We start from the raw sequence: 20,150 nt of genomic DNA on the forward strand, positions 1-20,150 counted from the left end.
TCTTTATCTTTTTTCAATATGATACTGTGAAGGTAATAGCAAGGAAGGGAATGGATATATGGGACTTTTTCTATTTACTTCAGAGGATTCGTTTCAAAGAGCCTTTTATCAGTTATGGAAAACTTCCGCATTAAATAAAAGTTTATTTCAACAGGCAGTTTTTGTAGAAGCTGCTGCCCTTCTCAAAGAACCGAATGGATTGGCAGAGATTTTTAAATATGCGCATGTCTTTGATGAAGCCGGAGTATTTGCGGGGAAGCCATGGGAAAATGTCCGCAAGCTTAATCCTACTCTTGTAAGAGGCACTTTGCATGCCGGCGGTATTACTGCAGCAGCTGAGGCAATGAGCGATCTGAGAATTCTCTCTATTGCCAGAGGTGATTATGTACATCCAGAAATGACGGCGGCTGATGCAACTGAATTTTTGACGAAGGTCATGGCTTTGAACCTGGATCTTCTTTTAATGAAGGAAACGGAAGAAAATCGGGTAACGCAGCTTTACAAAGACAAACAGGCGTCACAGATTCTAGGATTTATCTCAGACCATTGTTTTTCTTCCCATGTTTTTCAAATTTTGTATCAGGAAGTTGATAATCTTGCTGTTCAAAGGCCTATCGTAACGAACAAAATTCTGAAATTGATTGCGAATGCAAGAAGATTAGCCGACGGCCAGAAAGTTTTGGATTCAAGCTTGATGAAATACGAAAATGCGGTCTATTTACCATCGGATTTGGCAGCCGCTGCTAGGGAAAGTTATGAAAATAAACTGAAGGCCAGTAATGATTTATTACTAATCAAGGAAGCCAAGCAGCTGCGAGAATCCATGAAGCATACCGGTCTTGTTTCACCCTTCCATGTATTATTTTTAAAATTTATTAATAAAGAAAAGTCGGACTTGGCGCAGAGCCTGCTGGGCGTAGACGAAACAGCCAGGGAAAACCTTCGCTCGAATCTGCCTTTTGTTTCTTCTTTAATCTCTTCGGCCGTTACGATGAATACTAGGGGAAGCATTTACGGTTTGATATGCCTTCTGCAGCGAGATGTATTTACGAGCGAATTTATCATTGAAATGAAGAGACTTATAGAGGTTCCCATTCATAATAACATTAAGAATAGGCTTATAGACGTTCATAAAATATTAGATATATCCGCAATTCGTTCTCTTATAGTCTCAGGAATGATAAGCGTTTTAGGGCAGCCCCTAGGGATTGGCCAAGGGTTTAACCCAACATGCCAATCAACTAGAGCACTCAGTTATTGGTCACAAAAGGAACCTGTTTTGCTGCTCAAATTATTTAATCATTTTCTTGAACATGGAAAGATCACCATTAATTTTGAGGGAAGACCCATATCTTCCGATACCCTTCCTCATGTTTCATTGGACGATGAGGACAATATTGATACCGTCTCACTACTCTTAATCCCTCACCTTGATTCAATCTACTTTGAAATGTTAAAGGCTGCGAATGGACGCGGGCAGGATCCCCATAGATGGATCAACCCCTCTTTTCATATAAAAGGAATTTGGACCGAGTTTTCAGATATTTATAGTGATGCAGACTTTACAGCCCGATTCTATCGGCACTATCACCCTTCTAGTAATCCAAATGTCAATCAAGGTCTTCCCCAGCCTGCTGGGATTACCATTTACAACCAATCTGGTCAAGTGCTTGGAGCCCATGCAGTACTTATTCAAAGAGTTTGCCAGGACCCAAAAGGCTGCATTCGCGTTTACTTTTACAATCCAAATAACGACAGCCTTCAAGTATGGGGAAACTCCATCAAAACAGGTGTTTCCGGAAATGGCGAGCTCGAGGGTGAGTCGTCCCTTCTTTTTGATGATTTCCTCTACTTCTTATATGCTTATCACTTTCCAAAACAAGAAAATTGAGGGGTGGAAAAAGTCAAATGGCAATCCAAAAACATTCAGTACAGACTTTTATCAATGGGAAAATTTTCACCTCTAATCCTGAACAACCATATGCAAGCACCATGATTGTGCGTGAGGGTACGATCGTGTGGATTGGTGAGCAATCAGATTTAGAAAATATCATTGGAGATTGCGTGGATCTTAAAGGCCACAGGGTGCTTCCAGGTCTTATCGATGCCCATTTACACCCTTTGTGGCTTGCAAATGCATCAACCCAAATCGCCTGCACCCCTCCACTTGTCCATTCAATAGCAAATTTAATTGAACAAATTCGGAATTTATGTGAATCTATGGAAATAGGTAAATGGATTGAAGGCTGGGGATATGATGAAGGAAAATTGTCAGAAGGAAGAGCGCCAACACGCTGGGATTTAGATGAAGCAACAGGTGACATTCCAATCATCATTAGCCGGACCTGTACCCACATTGCCGTTGTAAACAGCAAAGCATTGGAACTAGCAGGCATTTCGAAAGATACACCTGATCCACAAGGCGGAAAGATTGATCGTGATTCAAATGGTGAACCAACAGGAATATTACGAGAAAATGCGAAAGATCTCGTCCACCGCATTATGCCAGTTAAATCTCTTGAGGAAAACGCAGCATCACTTGCCAAATTAAGTCCTTTTTTACTTTCACATGGAATCACAGCCATTACAGACCTATCGAGCAGAACCGAGCCAACTGATTACCTAGAAATGTATATAACAGCTGTCAGAAAAGGACTAAAACAACGTACTGTTCTATATTATCTGTGGGAAGATTTAAAGGAACAACCTATAATGAGGCCAGATAACATCAACAACGAAAATCAAATTCACATTGGCGGTATTAAGTTATTCTCAGACGGAAGTGTCTCTGGAAAAACAGCATGGGTTAATCCACCATTCTTAGGTGAGGAAGAGAATTACGGTATTCCTATGACGTCTAAGGAAGAGTTATTAGCTGCTGCAAATGCAGCCGAACAGAACCATATTCAATTAGTTGTCCATGCTATGGGCGAGCAGGCGATTGACTTAATCATTGACACTTTCTACGGCAAAAAAAGCTGGCTTACTAATGGTCCCTCTATTCGAATTGAACATGCTGCAATGCCTTCACCTCGAGCCATCCAACGTGCTGCTGATACAGGTATTGCCTTTGTTACTCAGCCCATTTTTGTATTTGCAGAAATTGAGAGCTACCATAAAAACCTTGGATCTGAACGTACAAAGCAAACTTATCCTATTCAATCCATGCTGCAATCAGGGATAAAAGTGGCGCTTTCTTCCGATGCCCCTGCTACCGCTTGGGCTGATCCTGTAAATCCATTTGTTGGGATCAAGTCTGCTGTTACACGCTTGGCCTATGATGGTTCTGATACTGGACAGGAGCAAAGAATAGATGTAACAACCGCCATCATGCTTTACACAAAAGCAGCACAAGAGATCACACGGATCCCTCATGTTGGACAGCTTGCTCTAGGAAATTATGCTGATTTTATTTTGCTTGACCAGGACATATTTGAAATTAGTATCGACAAGATTGATACTATTCTAGTTAAAGAAACTTATATGGGTGGAAATTTAGTTTTTCAAAGATAATTCTTTTACAAAATGCTAAATAGCTGTAGGTTGAGGTATGTTACATGATCTATATTTGTCTTTGCATACTCTTGAGACTGTATCCAGACAGGTGGTACCACCTGTTATTCTGAAAGTAAAAATTTGTTTCCTTGGTTATATTTAGTAAACAGGCTGTTAAACCATCTGGTTCCCTTTTCGTGTGCAAAATAACAAAAATAAAACCAAGTTATCATTTCATTTTTTCGCAGTTACTTATGATAAGGTTCACCGTAACAGTTCAAAATGAGTTTTTTTTTTTAAAGACCAGCTCCCAAGGTAAGAGCTGGTCCTATTTCAGGAGTTTACTAATCTATACATCCTGTCATAGCTATTAAAAAGATTTAATCCATTTATGTTTTTACTACTCTCGCAAAAAGTAATCGATTATCGGTCCATAAATCAGACAAAACACAAGCGTGCCAATTCCACAAGGCTACCCATTAGAAAGCCAAGTAGCACAGCTGCTCCCTCAGTAGCAATCACCATTTTCCCCAAGGAAAACCCCCGTTTTTCGCTGACAACCAATCTAAACCCATCGGTTAGCTCCGCTCCTAATTACAACGATCCGGCAATGATAAGCAGAGCGCGAACCGCCTGCGAAGCGAAGCGGATATCCTTTAACGTCAATCTTAACAAATTGGTCATCCTTGCTGATCTTCAAGCAATCCCCGTACTATGGTCGGCGGCCGTCAATGCATGAAATTTACTTTGCTCAATCCGCTTTCTACCATCGATGACATTCCAACTTTCCTGGATAAAATTCGCACTATTTGGCCCGAAACAAGCTATTGCTGGCATGATTTCAGACGTTCACTTTTCGCCGTATTCTTATGCATACATCTACCCTTTCGGAATCGGGGAAGAGGGTCAACAGACGTTACCGAATATTTCTAAATTTTTCTCCTAACCTATAAAAACTAAATTTGAACTTCATCTGACTGACAAATTCAGGAGAAAAAACTCCAAAAATAATGATGTGAAAAATAATAAAATATCCTTTGAAATTAAATACTTTACACTTTAGAAAGTTTGTCCATACCAATGTTTCTATAGAACATAACATAATAATAAGAGTGTCTTTCTATCTTCCAGGAAAAAAATCTATGATAAGCCTCTGGGGTATGACCATCATAATGTTACATTTTTTATTACTCTTTAGTTCTTTCTTGGATTATAGACACTTCCAGGATATTTACTAGCTAAGGTAGTAATGAAATATCATTATTTAATAAATTGTTTTGTTTTGAAAGAAAGAACTCTTAATGATATCTCAATAAATTTTATAAAAGGAGTGGAATAACCATGTCCAATGGATGTAATCAAAATCCTATAGGAACTTGTTCGGAAGCAGAAGGAATTGGCACAATCGCCAATGGGTCAGCCTCCCATGCGGAAGGAATTAACACAAGAGCTGTGGGAAATGCTTCCCACACAGAAGGTTATATTACCGAATCGGCAGCTGATACGGCACACGCCGAAGGGACCACTACCACAGCCAGAGGAGTGGCTTCCCATGCGGAAGGATACTCCACGACGGCCGGTGGAGCACATGCTCATGCAGAGGGAAACCATACAATCGCTAATGCTCAGGACTCTCACAGTGAGGGACGGTTCACAACAGCCAGTAATTTAGCTGCCCATGCAGAGGGAAATTTGACGACCGCATCGGGCATTGCTTCCCATGCAGAGGGCGAAAATTCTGTCGCTAGCGGACTCGTTTCTCATGCGGAAGGTCAAGGTACGATGGCACAAGGAGAATCTTCGCATGCGGAAGGCGACCAGACGGCAGCAAACGGAAGGGCGTCTCACGCGGAAGGAAACTTGACAGTGGCTAGCGGCATTTTTGCCCATGCAGAGGGGCAACGCTCCATAGCTTCCGGGGATCTTTCCCATGCACAAGGAAATCAGACGCAGGCACTCGGCCAAAACTCTCATGCAGAAGGCGCTCTTAACATTGCGAGCGGCTTCACTTCGCACGCGGAGGGAGTGAACACGGTGGCTTCCGGATTTTTCTCCCATACGGAGGGGCAATCGACGGATGCGAACTTTTTGGAAGGCGTTCATATCATGGGGAAATTCGGTGCGGCAAACGAACTGCCGTATTCGTGGTACCTGGCTAATGGTACGGATGCTTCGACTCCGGGTTTGGCCGCTAAAATATTAAGCGACGGTAACGTCAAAATTGACGGAGCCGTCTCTACCCCGGCAGCAGATTATGCGGAAATGTTCGAAACGACAGATGGGAATCCGATCGATTTCGGCTACTTCGTCACGTTAGAAGAGAATAAAGTGCGCATATCAAATGGTCAAGATGATTATATACTAGGTATCACAAGTGCAAGGCCTGCATACTTGGCCAATAGCGGAGAGATGCGATGGAAGCACAAGTACTTGACTACTGAATGGGGAGAAATTTTGTACGAAGACATCCCAATTCCTGCGGTTTTTGACGCTGACGGTAATGTCATCGTGCCGCAACGGACAGAACACAGGCCGGTCTTGAACCCTAAATGGGACTCTACTAAGGAATATATTCCACGGTCCGAAAGACCGGAATGGGTGGCGGTTGGTCTAATGGGACAACTTCTAGTTCGGGATGATGGCACATGCAGGGTGAATAGTTATTGCAAACCAAACAATGAAGGGATTGCAACAGCCTCAGACCAAGGTTATAGAGTCATGAAACGTACAAGTCAAAATCAAGTCTTGGTTGTCGTTCCTCAGCTTTATAGAAATCCTAATAACAACACAGTTGATCAACTAGTTAATCTAGCAAAATTAAAAGAACAGGGCTACCTTACTGAAGAGGAATTTCAGATTGAAAAGAAAAAGCTATTAAAACAAAAAGGTGATTAAATTGAATCTACATGATATTAAAAGATCTTATGATGTAATAGTCAGTTTAGGTAGTTCCAATCCCGGTAATCCACTTTTTACCTTTCAAAATTTTACCATATAAAAATTTTTTATTTGTAACTATAACTTTATTGCATTTTATATATTTCCATTATTGCATTATCATTGGTTTGAGGAAATGAATAATTACTTCTTTAAATCCTAGAGTGCGGATTTCATCATGCTAAATCATCCTTGAGGTTAAACATAGCTTATGTATATTTAGCCAAATTTTAGACGTCTGTCGGTAGGACAGAAATGATTTATAAAACATAGGAGGAAATTTTATGTGGATTATCACTCGTTATTTAGATTCAAATATTTCCATGTTTGAATATGAAACAGAAGAAGCAGCAAGAAAGGCTCTCAAAAACATGAAGGGCTGTAAAATTCTTTCTGAAGTTGTATACTTCAATGATCCTTGTTTCCAGCAGGAAGCAGCTTAAGATATTTGCGTACTAATAAAGGATAGAAGGTTGAAAATGAGGCTAACTCTCCAGTGCCTAACTGAACAGTCAGCCCTCATTCACAATCTAGAATATTAACGAATCACACTTAATAAAGGGCAAGTCGTTAGTTGTCTATTGATCTTCTAACGATCTACCCTTTTTTAATAAACAATTACTTTCATTTGTATCAAAAAGTAACTCGTAATTGACTCAAAATTGGTGACAGACAGGTACTACTGATTTTTCCTTTGGATTACTCAATATTAAAAAATACCTTTTCTGCATTCCTTTATGATAAGGGCTTTAAAGACCTCATTTATTTATCAAAAAGCAGCGTAAAACCCCTAGCTTTAGATATAGGGATATAAGCTGTTTTTTTTTCGTTTTTTTAGGATAATGCAAGTAGTTTTACTATACATTCTTTGAAATTCTTTGTTATAATGAGAATATATACACAGAACACTTGTTCCTTTTGGAGAGGGGGTGAATGATATGTATCGATCCTATAAAATTCAAATTCATCCGGAACATGAATTGTTCGACTACTGTGACTCACTCTGTTTTAAAGCGAAAAACTTGTACAATATCACCAACTACTATATTAGACAGGTTTACACTGCTTTAAAAAAAGAAACAAGAAATGAAAATCAACTTCAAGTTCTTACAGATATTCAAGTCCATTTACCTGAAATGAATAAAATTCGTCTAAAAAGTTTTGAGAGAGCCAAATCTAAGCCTAAAAAAATTGATAATAATGGTCACGTTTTGGAGCCAAAACAGAAGTTATTTGAAATGCCCCATCCAGAAAAAGCATTCCTTCCCTATAACTTTGTAGAAGCACTGTTTAAAGTGATGAAACAAACCGATTACCTTTCTATGCCCTCACAGTCCAATCAACAAACCATGAAAAAGGTATATGATGATTGGAAAAGTTTCTTCGAAGCCTCTAAGAAATATAAAACCATGCCTACTAGCTTTTAAGGAAAGCCAAAGATTCCTAAGTATAAACCGAAGAATGGACGTACGACTTCTTATTTAACCAATCAAATTACCAAAATTAAAAATGGAAATGTGCTTTCATTACCAGGAACTCCTCTTACATTAAAACTAGGGAAAATCGCACATATAGATGTTAAACTACAACAAGTGCGGATTGTCCCGACTTATGGCCGGTATGTAATGGAAGTCGTTTTTAAAAGTGAAGATGAAAAAGAGATCAAACGATCAGAAAAACAATTAAATGAATGGCTATTTGAGCCGAAACGAGTAATGGGTATTGATTTAGGCGTAGGTAACCTGGCAACTATCATCGATAACACGGGGCTAAAGCCTCTGCTTATCAAGGGCAAAATGGTTAAAATCGATCAATCAATATTTTAACAAATTAAGAGCGAAATACATGAGTATCCTTCGAAATGGAAAAGGACCAAAGGAAGGAAATTTTAACAGCACAAGATTAACTTCATTAGACCGAAAAAGGAACAATCGAGTCATGGATTTTTTACATAAGGCCAGTGCAAAAGTGGTGGAGATTGCGAAAGAAAGAACCATAGATACGATCATCATTGGAAAAAATAAGGGTTGGAAGATGGAGGTTGATATGCAAAAGACTAGTAAACAAACCTTCATACAAATCCCATATACCACTTTCATAGGAATGATTCGATACAAAGGAGAGCGACATGGAATTCAAGTCATTGTTCGAGAAGAAAGTTATACCTCTAAGTCTAGTTTCTTGAATCATGACCCGATTCCAACTTACGGGGAAGAGCACCAAACTAATTTTAGCGGGTATAGAAGCAGTAGAGCTTTTTACAAAATCAAAGGTTCTAAGATTTTGATCCATGCCGATGTGAATGGAGCTTTTAATATTGTCCGTAAACATACCAAGGATGTCTTCGAAGGACTGGAGAGAAAACAGTTCCTCCAATCCCCACGAAAAATAATCATCATAAAGAAAAGAAAGGCAAAGCTGAAGGCCTCGGTCTGATGTAGTAGCGGGACTTGTGGTAGCCCTCGTAAAGACAATGCGGCTTTAAAGCCTATTCTTTCGAAACCCCTAGCTTCAGCTATGGGGATACTCATGTATAAACCAATAAACAAAGGCTGGGGTCAAATTTACGAGCTCCCGTCCTAGAATGTAAACCGAATTTTTTCCTTGTGAGGTGCAATAGGCTCACAATGACTAAAGACATAAATTATTCTTCTAATGAATTTTTTATTCTAAAATTAAATAGAAGAAATATATCATAAGAAGGCACTATTTAAAGGGGGGACACGTTTGAAAAAATTTTTAAGCGCGATACCATTATCATTACAGCATTTGTTTGCAATGTTTGGTGCAACAGTTTTGGTGCCAGCACTAACCGGTCTTGATCCCGGAAGTGCACTTATTGCCAGTGGTTTAGGAACCTTGATTTTCCATCTTATTACACGCGGAAAGGTTCCTACGTATCTAGGTTCATCCTTTGCCTTTATTGCTCCGCTAGCATTGTATGTGGGGAAGTTGCATTCACCTGGTCAAGCGGTTGCGGGTCTTATCAGCGTTTCCATTGTTTATGCCATTGTATCTATTATCATTTCATTTGTCGGCTTTGAAAAAGTCCGAAAAGTAATTCCTGCAGTTGTCGTAGGACCAGTTGTAAGTATAATCGGTCTTTCGCTGGCAACCACGGCGGTGACCAACATGGCTTCGACCCATTGGGATGTCGCTATCGTCAGCCTTCTTGCAGCCGTCCTCGCTACGCTTGCAGGTACAAAGGTGATCCGCCTCTTGCCGCTCATAATTGGTCTTGCAGTAGGGTATGCTTATGCCGCGGTGCGTGGATTAGTTGATTTTGATACCATCGCCAGTGCACCGACTTTTGCTCTTCCGCATGTCGTCATGCCTGAATTCACGTGGGTCGTGATCCTCGGAATGGCGCCGATTGCCCTGGTTACCATCATCGAAGACCTTGGACATATGTTTGTACTAAATGAGATTACAGGAAAAGATGTGACAAAAAATCCTGGATTTTCAAGCATCCTATGGGGGAATGGCATTGCAACATTAATCTCCGGCTTCATCGGCGGACCTGCACAAACAACTTACGCTGAAAACCTCGGGGTTCTAGCCATCACACGCCAATTTTCAAGTAGAATCATTCAAGGCGCTGCTGTTCTTGCGATTCTTCTTGGCTTGTTCGGTAAAGTTGGAGCTGTTATCCAATCCATTCCAGTTGCAGTGATGGGCGGCATATGTATCCTGTTGTTTGGTATGATCGCCGCAATGGGGATTCGTCACCTCATTGAGGAAAAAGTGAGTCTGGCTAATATGAAAAATTTGGTCATCGTCGCAATCATCTTCATCATCGGAGTTGGATATGCTCATAATGGTATCGCCTACGCCACCATTGCTGGATTGCTAATCCATTGGCTCGTACCTAATTTTACGACAAAGAACGAACCTTAAAATGAAAAGGCCATTCCAAACACTTGCAGCGGAATGGCTATTTATTTGTAAGTCAACTACTCGGTCAAAGGAAAAAACCTTATTTACTTATGATACGATTCACCGCACCTGTTTAAGAGGCGGTTTTTTACCAGTTGACTTACGACAAGATTGCGGAGACTTACTACATATTTTACGAAACTTACGACATTTGCTGGAAAGTAATTAACATGTCTGGAGCCATATGAAATGGCCCCAGACAGATGTCATGATGTTAACTCACATGGGTTGTAATCGACTCATTTTTGGTATCGTTTTCATTAGAATATGCATGTCTAACAGGTATGATAGCTAGGGCCGCTGCTGCTATTAAACCAGGGATGGCAAAGGCAATGAAATTTAAGTGAATCGGTAACGAAACAGATAACAGGAATCCGCCTAAAAGTGGTCCGAGCATACCACCCATTCTTCCGATGCCAGAAGCCATCCCTAATGCTGTGGATCTCATATTTGGAGGATAGTATTGTGACACATAGGCCTGGACTATATTTTGGGCACCGATGGTTGCAGCACCTGCAATGGCTACTAAGAGATAGATCAAAAATGAACTTCCGCCAAATCCGAGCAATGTCAACGCCACTGCTCCTGATGCATACATCGGAATGAGCATTTTTTTGGAGCCGTATTTATCACAAAGTCGTCCAATGATAAGCGTTCCGATAATGGCACCGCCTTGAAGGGTAATGAGGAAGGTTAGGCTGGAATTAAGCCCATATCCTGCTTCAATCATCAACTTAGGAAGCCAAGTATTTAAACCGTAGACCATCAATAAACAACTGAAAAAGGCAATCCAAAACATAACTGTACTTAATGCTCTTTTTTCTTTAAATAATCCAAAAATAGGAACTTTTGTTTCTTGTAATTTTATTTCTACGATTTCATCATGTTTATTAAATTTTGATCCGGGGCTTACCTTCGTAAGTGCAGAGATCAACTTTTCCTTTTTGCCTGTCCGTATCAGGTAGCTTGCTGTTTCAGGTAGTTGCTTATACATAAAAGGCAACAGTAATAGAGGCAGACCTGCAACCCAAAAGATCGATTCCCATCCGAACTTTGGCATTAAAAAGATTCCTAATAACGGAGCAAGGATTCCCCCAATTGAATAGCCGCATAATACGATGGAAACTATCATACTTCTCATGTTTTTAGGGGCATAATCTGTCAATAATGCGATGACATTTGGCATGATCCCTCCCAGTCCTAATCCTGCTAAAAAGCGAAAGGTTGAGAAAACAGTGGGTGTTTCTGCATAGCCGCATAAGAAGGTAAAGAAACTAAACAACACTAAGGTAATTGCAATTACATTTTTTCTTCCAATCCGGTCTGCGAGTGTTCCGAAAAGGATGGCACCGAACATCATCCCAAATAATCCATAGGTTCCGATGGCTCCTGCTTCAACAGGGGAAAGGTTCCATTTCTCTATTAAAGTTGGGACGACGGTTCCATAGACGACTAGATCATATCCGTCGAACGATATGATGAAGAAGCTCCATAGTAGTAAGCCTAGATGAAAACGGTTAAATTTACTGTTAGCAATAATCTCTGTCGAATTAATTGTTGCCAAATTTTCTCCCCCTTTTTTCATTTCAAACTTAGTGAGAGCGCTTACGGTAATACAATTAAGTTCGTAAGCACCAGATTAATTATAGATATAGTGAATATAGTTATCTAATTAGAGATTATAAAGGGCAATTTCTTTATTTTCAATATAAAAATTATAATATTAAAAGTTTTTTGTAAATTCGACATTTTTTAATGGCAAATACACACAAAAAAAAGCGGGGATGATCCCGCTTTTAGTTTCTTACTATTTATTCTTATTCCTCATTTGATAAAAATCCGAAACTACGGGATATTTCTTTGCTGGTTTGGATGAAAAATTGACTTAGTTCTTCTTCTTCATTACTAGGGATTAACTCGGAAAAACCTACGATTGTTACGGCTCCAAGGAGTTTCTTTTTAAAGTTAAAGACTGGGAACGAAACGGAGGACACGGATGATACCAGCGGCTCCCTTGCAAAAGAAATTTCTTTCTCCTGAATCAATCTGCGTTCTACTTCCAGTTGGCTAACCTTTTCTGGAGGACTTTGTAGCAATTCCCTCGCTTTCCACTCACGAATCGTTTGCTCATCCATGAAGGCCATAAATACTTTCCCGGCTGAGGAATAAATGGGAAGTAAGGTCCCGATCTGAGCTCCAATATTGTATCCTCGATTGGTGTTAATATCTTTAACGATCATTGGACCATTATGGGTCCAACTGGAATAAAGGACAGTGCTTGAACTTTTTTCGTTCAGTTCTTGTAAGTAAGGGGTGATCCGATCGATAACGTTTTCGTGATCGACAGCTGCCATTCCGTATTCAATTAACTTACTTCCCAGAACATAGGATCCGGTAGCTTTATCACGATAAAGGATTCCTAATTGTGTAAAGGTATTTAAGTATTTATAAAGATTACTTTTTGTAATCTGTGTTAGATCTTGAATATCGGTAAATTTTAATGGCCTTCCTTGTTTGGCCATTAAATCTAGGATACCCATTCCGATTTGTAATGATTGAATGGTCGTTCCTTTTTTGGTGACTTCCATTGTGAACCTCCTTAAAACCCTCTTTATTATTTCCTATATTAGCATAGCGGTGAATCATATCCCACAGTTATTCATGACCAATGATACGTTGTAAGGAAATACATAATTAGGGGAACTTACTACATAATTTTTGGGCTTTAGACTAAAAAAAGAGGTGGAGGTCTTCACATATTTATAAAGTCGATTTATGTAGGAGTATGTTTACATTTCTTTAATCTTATTTACCTAATCCTTACAAAATTTCCATTAATCCTTAATGAATGCTAGTTAAACTATAAATAGATAGAAAAAGCATTGATGAGGAGGAATATATACATTATGGAAAATCAAGTATCTAAAGATGGCATGAATCGACGAGATTTCTTAAAAGCGGGAGGAATGAGCACACTTGCAATTACGCTTGGATCAACCGGAGTGTTAACACTCGGTTCAAAAGTATTTGCGGATACTACCAATAATCCAACCAGCGGTTTTGGCGGGTATGGTCCTTTGGTTCAGGATCCGAATGGAATTCTCGATCTTCCAAAAGGATTTCATTATAAGATTATTTCCGAAGAGGGCGGTCAACTGACAAACGGCGGTAAAATCCCTGGCGCCTTTGATGGAATGGCAGCTTTTGAAGGACCTAACAATACAACCATTCTTGTTCGTAATCATGAATTGAGTCCAGGTGCAGCAAATCCGGTGATTGGAACCAAGCCTTATGATGCCGCAGCTGCAGGGGGTACAACTGCACTAGTTATTAGCCCAAATCGAAACGTCATCAAAGAATATGTAACCTCTTCAGGTACCATTCGAAATTGTGCAGGAGGAGCGACACCTTGGGGTACGTGGCTGACTTGTGAAGAAACACGTTCTGCGACGCACGGATATGTATTCGAAGTGGACCCGCAGCAGCCTGAGAATGAAATGTCCAGAACCCCAATTAAGGAAATGGGACGCTTTTCTCACGAAGCCTGTGCGATTGATCCGGCGACAGGATATGTTTACTTGACTGAAGATGCAACTCCAAGTTATTTCTATCGTTTTATCCCAAATGATACCACCCAACAGCCGGGTGCCCTGCAAAAAGGCGGCAAGCTTTATGCGGCGGCGATTGAAGAGGTAGCTGGCCCATCAGCAAGCACATTTAAAACAGGACAAACCTTTAAGATTGTCTGGAAGGAACTAGATCCTCATTTATGCCGCGAGGATGCCAAGGCACAAGGCTGTATTGAATTCAAAAAATTAGAGGGAGCGTTCTTCCAAGCGGGTGTCTTTTGGTTCGATGACAGCTCTGCCGGCGAAAAAAATCTTGGACGCATTTACCGCTACATTCCAGGCACCAATACCTTGGAGCTTTTCTATGAGGCAACAGATGCAAAAGAAATGGAATCTCCGGATAACATTGCTATGACTCCATGGGGCGACCTTTGGTTCGTGGAAGATGGAGCAGGTGACGATCGACTTATGGGAATTACACCTGAAGGCAAAATCTATCCTTTTGCTCACAATCGTCTCAATGGATCTGAAATGACAGGTCCTACCTTCTCGCCTGACGGAAACACGCTGTTTGTTAATATTCAAAGCCCAGGCAGAACCTTTGCCATCTGGGGTCCATTTGCCCGCAGTAACTCTGCCCGTGCAAGAGAAATGTCTTACGCTGCTCCTTCGAAAAATTTTGCACCACAGGTTTCTAACAAGGTTGCCCAGTTTGCCGAGAGTCAAGGAATGTCGATTCTGGAAGCAGCGGCATTTGAGCGCCACGGACTGAAAATTTAAACTTTATATGAATCTATAAAAAGATGTAAACCGGCCCTGTGTCTGGTTTACATCTTTTCTTTTTGACTAATGTTGGATGGCTCGTTTATGGACCATTTCATAAAAAAAGAAGTCTTAGCACTTAGACTAAGACTTCTTTTACGCAGCTAGATTCACTTGTAGTTTTCGCCGATACACGACCTTTGATAATAGAACACTGCATTCATATAGGAAAATCAGGGGGATGATTACCAATATGTCTGATAGAAAATCCGGCGGGGTGATAAAGATTGCGATTAAGATTAGTACAAAATAGGCGTATTTTCGAATCTTTTGCAATCTATATGGGTTCAGCACTCCGACACTTGTTAGGAACATGATAATCACTGGGAGTTCAAATAAAAATCCAAATGGAAGCGTCATATGAATTAAAAACATAAAGTACTTTTCTGTTGTAAAAAAGGTCATAAACATTTCCTCTGACATCGAGAGGAGGAATTGAAATACCGTTGGAAAAATGACAAAATAACCAAAGCAAATTCCGATAATAAATAGAAGGAATAGTGCTGGAATATAAGCCAGCGTTACTTTACGTTCCGTTTCTTTCAATGCGGGACGGACAAACAGCCAAGTTTGATAGGCGGCCATTGGGATGGTTCCTGCAATGGCCACGACACTTGATAGGATCATATAGACCCATAAAATGTCGCTCGGTCCTAATATGGCCAGCTTCACTTCTAAGTCCTTCACTAGCCAGAGATAAATGTCCTGTACATAGATAAAGGATACAATGAAGAACAGGATAAATGTTCCTAGTACGAAAATGAGACGTTTACGTAATTCTTCAAAATGACCAATCAGGGCCATATCATGGTTTTTCATCTGGTCGGTCCTCCTTATGAAAAAGAAGATGCAAGCCTCCTTACATCTTCCTAAAAAATGATTGGATTAAATGGCTTTTTCCTCCTTTTTGGGCTGTGCTTTTGCCGGCTCTTCATCGGAAACTAAATCTCTTGTTGACTTTTTGAATTCCTTTAATGTGGAGCCAACCGCGCGGCCTAATTCCGGTAATTTTGAAGGGCCGAAAATGATTAAGGCGATTACAAGAATAAGAATCAAACCAGGAATTCCAATATTTTGTAGCATTTAAAATTTCCTCCTCTTATATAGCTGTATACCTAAGAATAATGTACGTAGTGGATTTTCATCTCCATCTATGATTATAGGTTACTACCATACCTATGTTAATTGAGTGAGTGTAAAGAATTGTAAATAAACGATTAATTCTATTAATGGTCTGTAAATATGTTCGAGATGGGGAAGAAGCTAATTGTGCCCGTGACCAAGGAAAAACGGGGTTAGCGGTAACGAATAGAAACTAATCGTTACCATGATCGCAGAAAAAAGAAGAAAACGGTAACGATGTTAATGAATCAACCCATGAGTCTGTAAGTTTTTTTCAAAATACGTAAACATGGCGAAATTTCCCTTCCTTGTCAGTACCTTTCGTTTGCCAAAAACTCGTATTTAATATATTATGAATTCGAGATAAAAATAAATACGATTTTTAAGGAGAGTTTAAATAGATGAATATATTAGTAGTGAAAGCAAACAACCGTCCAGCTTCTGAAGCTGTTTCTAGTAAAATGTATGAAACTTTCATGGAGAACTTAGAAGGCGTCAATGTAACGACTTACGATGTTTTTGCCGAAGATATGCCTTACTTTGGTCAAGATTTATTTAACGCGTTCGGTAAATTACAATCAGGCGAAGAGATGACAGATGTCGAACAACGTATTTTAGCTGCTAAACAAAAAGCAATGGATGCTTTAACTGCTGCGGACGTAGTGGTATTTGCCTTCCCGCTTTGGAATTTAACGATCCCTGCTAAATTACAAACGTTTATCGACTATGTATACGCAGCTGGTTTCGCATTTAAATACAGTGAAACTGGTCAATTAATCAGCTTAATGACTGACAAAAAAGCCGTTATCCTAAGTGCTCGCGGAGGCATTTACTCAACGCCTGAAACTGCACCAATGGAAATGGCAGCCACGTATGTAAAAAATGTATTTGGCGGCGTATTCGGTATGGAAATCGTTGATGAAGTAATTATCGAAGGTCATAACGCGATGCCAGCACAAGCTGAAACTATTATTGCTGAAGGTCTAGCAAAAGTGGCAGAGGTAGCAAAGAATTTTTCAGCTGTAACGGCCTAAGTCGGAGAAATAGATTATTAATTATACTGTTTTAGGTGCAAAAAGCCCTGGTTAGAATAGCCTCTCCCAGGGCTTTTTTACATTACTCAGATCCAGAAGTTACAGAACGAAGGTAATTCTCTACGTAAAAAAGAGGTAAAACAACTTTATCCTGATTTAATGCGGAGTGCTTTGTATTACTACCCAAGTTGGCAACATGCCATAGAAGAAAGTAAAGTAGGTTAGAATATCTAATTTCAATCAAGACAAAAGATTAACATGAACTCTGCTAACAAAAAGGTTTCGCTCCCTGTGAAGCCTTTTTATCATGCTTAAAGTTCCTTTAAAGATTACCTAATTTACAGTGTTTTTACATAAATTCATCATTCGATTGGAATTTTTTACTATCGTTCCGTTTCTTCGATTTGTCCCTCATATAGTTGTGTTCTTGGTAATTTTTCATCGTCTTTATAGACTTCTTTCAAAGTTTTACTCCACTAAATTATATTCGTTATACGTACGTTAGTTTATTAAGCTTTTTGAGGTTTACTGTAAAGGTTGTAACATTATTATCTGCCATGTAAGAATCTTAATAGATTTTTAACATAAAAGTTACCCATTCTTTCAATGAAAATCCCAACCTCTATGTTAAGATAATTCAAAGCCAATTTTTCAGGAAGTATTCTTTATTGATATTAAATATAATTGGCGAAACATTAACCATTCTTATATGAATGGTTGAATGTATAAAAGGAGGTCTTTTTTTGAAACGAAAATTACATGCAATGTTTCTTGCCATACTGATGCTTTTCTCTGTTCCTTCTATCAGCTTTGCAGACGTAGCAGAAGGAGATGTCATTGTTACATTAGGAGAAAACCTAACCGAACAGCAAAAAAATGAAATGTTAGCAGAGTTAGCGGTACCGGAAAACGCACAAATTATTACCGTATCCAATAAAGAAGAGCATGATTATTTAGGGGAGTCTATTCCTAAGGCACAAATTGGTTCTATTGCTATTTCATCAGCGAGCATCACAATCGGTGCCAAAGATTCCGGGTTAGACGTTCAAACGAACAATATTACATGGGTTACGGATGAAATGTATACAAATGCCTTGTTTACAGCGGGTGTAAAGGATGCAAAAATTCAGATTACCGCTCCGTTTTCTGTTACAGGTACAGCTGCTTTAACAGGAATTATGAAAGCTTACGAAACGACAACTAATGAAGAAATTCCTGAAGAAATCAAAAAAGTGGCGAATGAAGAAATGGTGAAAACCGCACAGCTCGGTGACTCCATTGGAGCGGAAAATGCTGCTGCTCTCATGGGAAAAGTCAAGGATGAAATCGCCAAGAATGAACCGAAAACAGAAGCTGACTTGCGTGCATTAATTGAACAAGTTGCCACGGAGCTTGGGATTACTTTAAAAGATGCAGAGTTAGATATGTTAGTAGACTTCTTCAATAAACTAAACGCTATGGATATTGACTGGAACCAAGTAAAAGAACAATTTAGTGTTACGACAGAAAAAATCTCGACATATTTGCAATCTGAAGAGGGTCAGTCATTTTTTCAAAAGCTGCAAGATTTCTTAAATCGCTTACTTGATGAGGCTCGTGTCCTCTTTGCTTAATGAACAAAGGTTAATATTGGCAAACTATCAAAATAAAACTTTTTGATTTTAAGGAAAAATGAAGGGAAAAAGAAAGAATCCTTGAACTCTCTGTAAAGGCGTGTTATTTTTTTGATTCCATGTGTATATAAAATTAAAAAGCTCTTTCCATTTTATCGGAAAGAGCCTTTTTGCCGTTAAGGTGCAAAAAAATAAGGATAGTGCCAAGAAATTTGGCAAATTGTTTTCAAAAAAAGTGAAGTAAATCTTTTTGTTTTTGATACCCAAATGGAAATATTTGATTTTATGTAAATAAGTCGAAAATATATAAGGTGAACAAAGCTTTGTATATTTTCGACTTGATGCTAATATACCAGTTTATCATTCACATCTGTACTTGAACTTAGGGTCTGTCTGAATATAAAAAGCATTTCTTACTTGTGCACTCCAATTTTCAAAGGCTGATCTCCATTCAGCAGTGCTAAAGAATTGATCAACAGTTTGAGTTTCAGAATGCCAAACTATAAAGAGGTTAAGTGGGGCAATTCCGCCTGCCCAAATTCCATTATTTGCGTCAGTATCTTCTTCCCTTACTAATAATAAGGGTAGACCAAATTGAAAAGCCATAGAAGGTTCTACTTGTGAATAAACTGATCCTACCCAGACTGGAGTGGACGGTGGAAGGGGTCCTGCATTGACGTCAACTGTTTCAATTTTAAAACGACGAAGGTTTACAGCCAACATTCCATAGCTTGATGAAACTAACCGACGAATATCAGTTAAAATGGATTCGGGATAACTTTCGCTTAAAGGTAATGTACGCGGAAAAAGCAAAGCATTCTCAATCTCTAAAATTAGACGGTTTAGAAACCGTTGTTGGTTGTCATTTAAATGAGTTGTCGTACTTAAAAATATGGGAATACGATAAGCACGGTCAATACACTCTTGGTGTGCCGATTCTATTTTTGCTATATCTTTACGTAAAGAGCTTTGCTCACTATTACTCACTTTCTCTTCATCCTTGCGTGAAGAGCTATACTTTTTTTTGCTCAATTTCTCACCTCCTTTTTTTATTACTATATGGAAAAGGAATAAGTGAGCTTGGACATAACACCTAGATTCCATAATATAGGGGCTTAATAGAACGAAAATTGGATAATAGTAGATTTTATTAACGAATTTCGACCCAACATGTTCAAAATTCTGTGTAAGCCCTGCCTCTGGATACCGTCATTTTCCGGACCAACCCGACCTTCATTTTCTATTTTGCATCTACATATATATTGTTAAGTATTTGTCCATACCTAACAATTTCCCAATGTAAGATGCATTTCCAAATATAAATTTCTGTATAAATAAATGAACATCTGCTAAATTGGTATCCTGCATTTTTAATAGCATAGATAAATGAAAGAAGTTCTGAGGAAATCCCTTCTTATTTATTTTTCCATCTGCAATTAAGCCGTATGTTTCTAGAAAGAGTGGTTTATTTGAATATTAACTTTTGGAGGAGATTTTGTGGCCAAAGAGGGAAAGTGATTCCAAGGTAATATTTATTAAAACAGCAGAGGATACAAATGGCGAATACCTAGAAGTCGAACAAATTATATAGGGAAATTCAGTTTTGCCGGGCTTTTAGAAAG

Annotated in this window: 17 protein-coding genes; 11 read left to right on the forward strand and 6 right to left on the reverse strand. The window is 39.2% G+C overall.

The genetic code is table 11. The features are described from left to right. The first annotated feature begins 58 nt into the window (after nucleotides 1–58). Nucleotides 59–1,891, forward strand: coding sequence for a hypothetical protein (locus QF028_RS30605; protein ID WP_429471336.1), 1,833 nt, complete (start codon nucleotides 59–61; stop codon nucleotides 1,889–1,891). A 17-nt stretch (nucleotides 1,892–1,908) separates the two neighbouring features. Beyond that, nucleotides 1,909–3,513: an amidohydrolase gene (locus QF028_RS30610; protein ID WP_429471338.1), complete on the forward strand. Its 1,605-nt coding sequence runs from the start codon at nucleotides 1,909–1,911 to the stop codon at nucleotides 3,511–3,513. A 547-nt stretch (nucleotides 3,514–4,060) separates the two neighbouring features. Here the strand turns inward: QF028_RS30610 and QF028_RS30615 are convergent. Then, the gene (locus QF028_RS30615) at nucleotides 4,061–4,195 is read right to left on the reverse strand and encodes a hypothetical protein (RefSeq protein WP_429471340.1); all 135 of its coding nucleotides are present in this window, start codon (nucleotides 4,193–4,195) and stop codon (nucleotides 4,061–4,063) included. 641 nt (nucleotides 4,196–4,836) lie between these two features. Between QF028_RS30615 and QF028_RS30620 the strand changes: the two genes are divergently transcribed. From QF028_RS30620 to QF028_RS30645, 6 genes are all read left to right on the forward strand, one after another. Beyond that, complete coding sequence (locus QF028_RS30620; protein WP_429471341.1) at nucleotides 4,837–6,390, forward strand: peptidase G2 autoproteolytic cleavage domain-containing protein; 1,554 nt, start codon at nucleotides 4,837–4,839, stop codon at nucleotides 6,388–6,390. A 326-nt stretch (nucleotides 6,391–6,716) separates the two neighbouring features. After that, nucleotides 6,717–6,875: a hypothetical protein gene (locus QF028_RS30625; RefSeq protein ID WP_410888912.1), complete on the forward strand. Its 159-nt coding sequence runs from the start codon at nucleotides 6,717–6,719 to the stop codon at nucleotides 6,873–6,875. A 495-nt stretch (nucleotides 6,876–7,370) separates the two neighbouring features. Beyond that, entirely contained in the window at nucleotides 7,371–7,859 is a 489-nt protein-coding gene (locus QF028_RS30630) for a hypothetical protein (RefSeq protein ID WP_429471344.1), read from the forward strand. A gap of 90 nt (nucleotides 7,860–7,949) precedes the next feature. Next, nucleotides 7,950–8,258 carry a hypothetical protein gene (locus QF028_RS30635; protein WP_429471346.1) on the forward strand — a complete coding sequence of 103 codons (309 nt, stop codon included), beginning with the start codon at nucleotides 7,950–7,952 and terminating at the stop codon, nucleotides 8,256–8,258. A 19-nt stretch (nucleotides 8,259–8,277) separates the two neighbouring features. After that, complete coding sequence (locus tag QF028_RS30640) at nucleotides 8,278–8,868, forward strand: IS200/IS605 family accessory protein TnpB-related protein (protein WP_429471348.1); 591 nt, start codon at nucleotides 8,278–8,280, stop codon at nucleotides 8,866–8,868. A gap of 291 nt (nucleotides 8,869–9,159) precedes the next feature. After that, nucleotides 9,160–10,329 (forward strand): uracil-xanthine permease family protein, encoded by a 1,170-nt coding sequence (locus tag QF028_RS30645; RefSeq protein WP_429471350.1) that lies wholly within the window; start codon nucleotides 9,160–9,162, stop codon nucleotides 10,327–10,329. Nucleotides 10,330–10,582: 253 nt separating this feature from the next. Here the strand turns inward: QF028_RS30645 and QF028_RS30650 are convergent, their stop codons facing one another. Together QF028_RS30650 and QF028_RS30655 are read right to left on the reverse strand one after the other, a co-directional pair. Beyond that, entirely contained in the window at nucleotides 10,583–11,932 is a 1,350-nt protein-coding gene (locus QF028_RS30650) for an MFS transporter (RefSeq protein WP_429471352.1), read from the reverse strand. A gap of 253 nt (nucleotides 11,933–12,185) precedes the next feature. After that, nucleotides 12,186–12,956 (reverse strand): IclR family transcriptional regulator, encoded by a 771-nt coding sequence (locus tag QF028_RS30655; RefSeq protein WP_429471354.1) that lies wholly within the window; start codon nucleotides 12,954–12,956, stop codon nucleotides 12,186–12,188. Nucleotides 12,957–13,274: 318 nt separating this feature from the next. On the opposite strand from QF028_RS30655, the gene QF028_RS30660 reads away from it, so the two are divergent. Further along, nucleotides 13,275–14,717, forward strand: a complete 1,443-nt coding sequence (locus QF028_RS30660; RefSeq protein WP_429471356.1) for an alkaline phosphatase PhoX — start codon at nucleotides 13,275–13,277, stop codon at nucleotides 14,715–14,717. 138 nt (nucleotides 14,718–14,855) lie between these two features. Here the strand turns inward: QF028_RS30660 and tatC are convergent, their stop codons facing one another. Together tatC and QF028_RS30670 are read right to left on the reverse strand one after the other, a co-directional pair. Continuing rightward, nucleotides 14,856–15,578 (reverse strand): twin-arginine translocase subunit TatC, encoded by a 723-nt coding sequence (tatC, locus tag QF028_RS30665; RefSeq protein WP_429471358.1) that lies wholly within the window; start codon nucleotides 15,576–15,578, stop codon nucleotides 14,856–14,858. A 66-nt stretch (nucleotides 15,579–15,644) separates the two neighbouring features. After that, entirely contained in the window at nucleotides 15,645–15,842 is a 198-nt protein-coding gene (locus tag QF028_RS30670) for a twin-arginine translocase TatA/TatE family subunit (protein ID WP_168241012.1), read from the reverse strand. A 440-nt stretch (nucleotides 15,843–16,282) separates the two neighbouring features. On the opposite strand from QF028_RS30670, the gene QF028_RS30675 reads away from it, so the two are divergent. Then, the gene (locus tag QF028_RS30675) at nucleotides 16,283–16,915 is read left to right on the forward strand and encodes an FMN-dependent NADH-azoreductase (RefSeq protein ID WP_429471360.1); all 633 of its coding nucleotides are present in this window, start codon (nucleotides 16,283–16,285) and stop codon (nucleotides 16,913–16,915) included. Between the two features lie 743 nt (nucleotides 16,916–17,658). Further along, complete coding sequence (locus QF028_RS30680) at nucleotides 17,659–18,528, forward strand: DUF1002 domain-containing protein (protein WP_429471362.1); 870 nt, start codon at nucleotides 17,659–17,661, stop codon at nucleotides 18,526–18,528. Nucleotides 18,529–18,888: 360 nt separating this feature from the next. Here QF028_RS30680 and QF028_RS30685 read toward each other — a convergent pair whose 3' ends face one another. Further along, a complete protein-coding gene (locus QF028_RS30685; protein ID WP_429472624.1) occupies nucleotides 18,889–19,515 on the reverse strand; it encodes a hypothetical protein in 627 nt (208 codons plus the stop codon). Nucleotides 19,516–20,150 lie beyond the last annotated feature (635 nt).

The organism is Neobacillus sp. B4I6 (assembly GCF_050434045.1).
GTDB lineage: Bacteria > Bacillota > Bacilli > Bacillales > Cytobacillaceae > Neobacillus.

Coding starts and splice junctions, on each gene's coding strand:
- QF028_RS30605 (WP_429471336.1), top strand. CDS start 59: ATGGGACTTTTTCTATTTACTTCAGAGGATTCGTTTCAAAGAGCCTTT.
- QF028_RS30610 (WP_429471338.1), top strand. CDS start 1,909: ATGGCAATCCAAAAACATTCAGTACAGACTTTTATCAATGGGAAAATT.
- QF028_RS30620 (WP_429471341.1), top strand. CDS start 4,837: ATGTCCAATGGATGTAATCAAAATCCTATAGGAACTTGTTCGGAAGCA.
- QF028_RS30625 (WP_410888912.1), top strand. CDS start 6,717: ATGTGGATTATCACTCGTTATTTAGATTCAAATATTTCCATGTTTGAA.
- QF028_RS30630 (WP_429471344.1), top strand. CDS start 7,371: ATGTATCGATCCTATAAAATTCAAATTCATCCGGAACATGAATTGTTC.
- QF028_RS30640 (WP_429471348.1), top strand. CDS start 8,278: ATGAGTATCCTTCGAAATGGAAAAGGACCAAAGGAAGGAAATTTTAAC.
- QF028_RS30655 (WP_429471354.1), bottom strand. CDS start 12,956: ATGGAAGTCACCAAAAAAGGAACGACCATTCAATCATTACAAATCGGA.
- QF028_RS30660 (WP_429471356.1), top strand. CDS start 13,275: ATGGAAAATCAAGTATCTAAAGATGGCATGAATCGACGAGATTTCTTA.
- tatC (WP_429471358.1), bottom strand. CDS start 15,578: ATGAAAAACCATGATATGGCCCTGATTGGTCATTTTGAAGAATTACGT.
- QF028_RS30670 (WP_168241012.1), bottom strand. CDS start 15,842: ATGCTACAAAATATTGGAATTCCTGGTTTGATTCTTATTCTTGTAATC.
- QF028_RS30675 (WP_429471360.1), top strand. CDS start 16,283: ATGAATATATTAGTAGTGAAAGCAAACAACCGTCCAGCTTCTGAAGCT.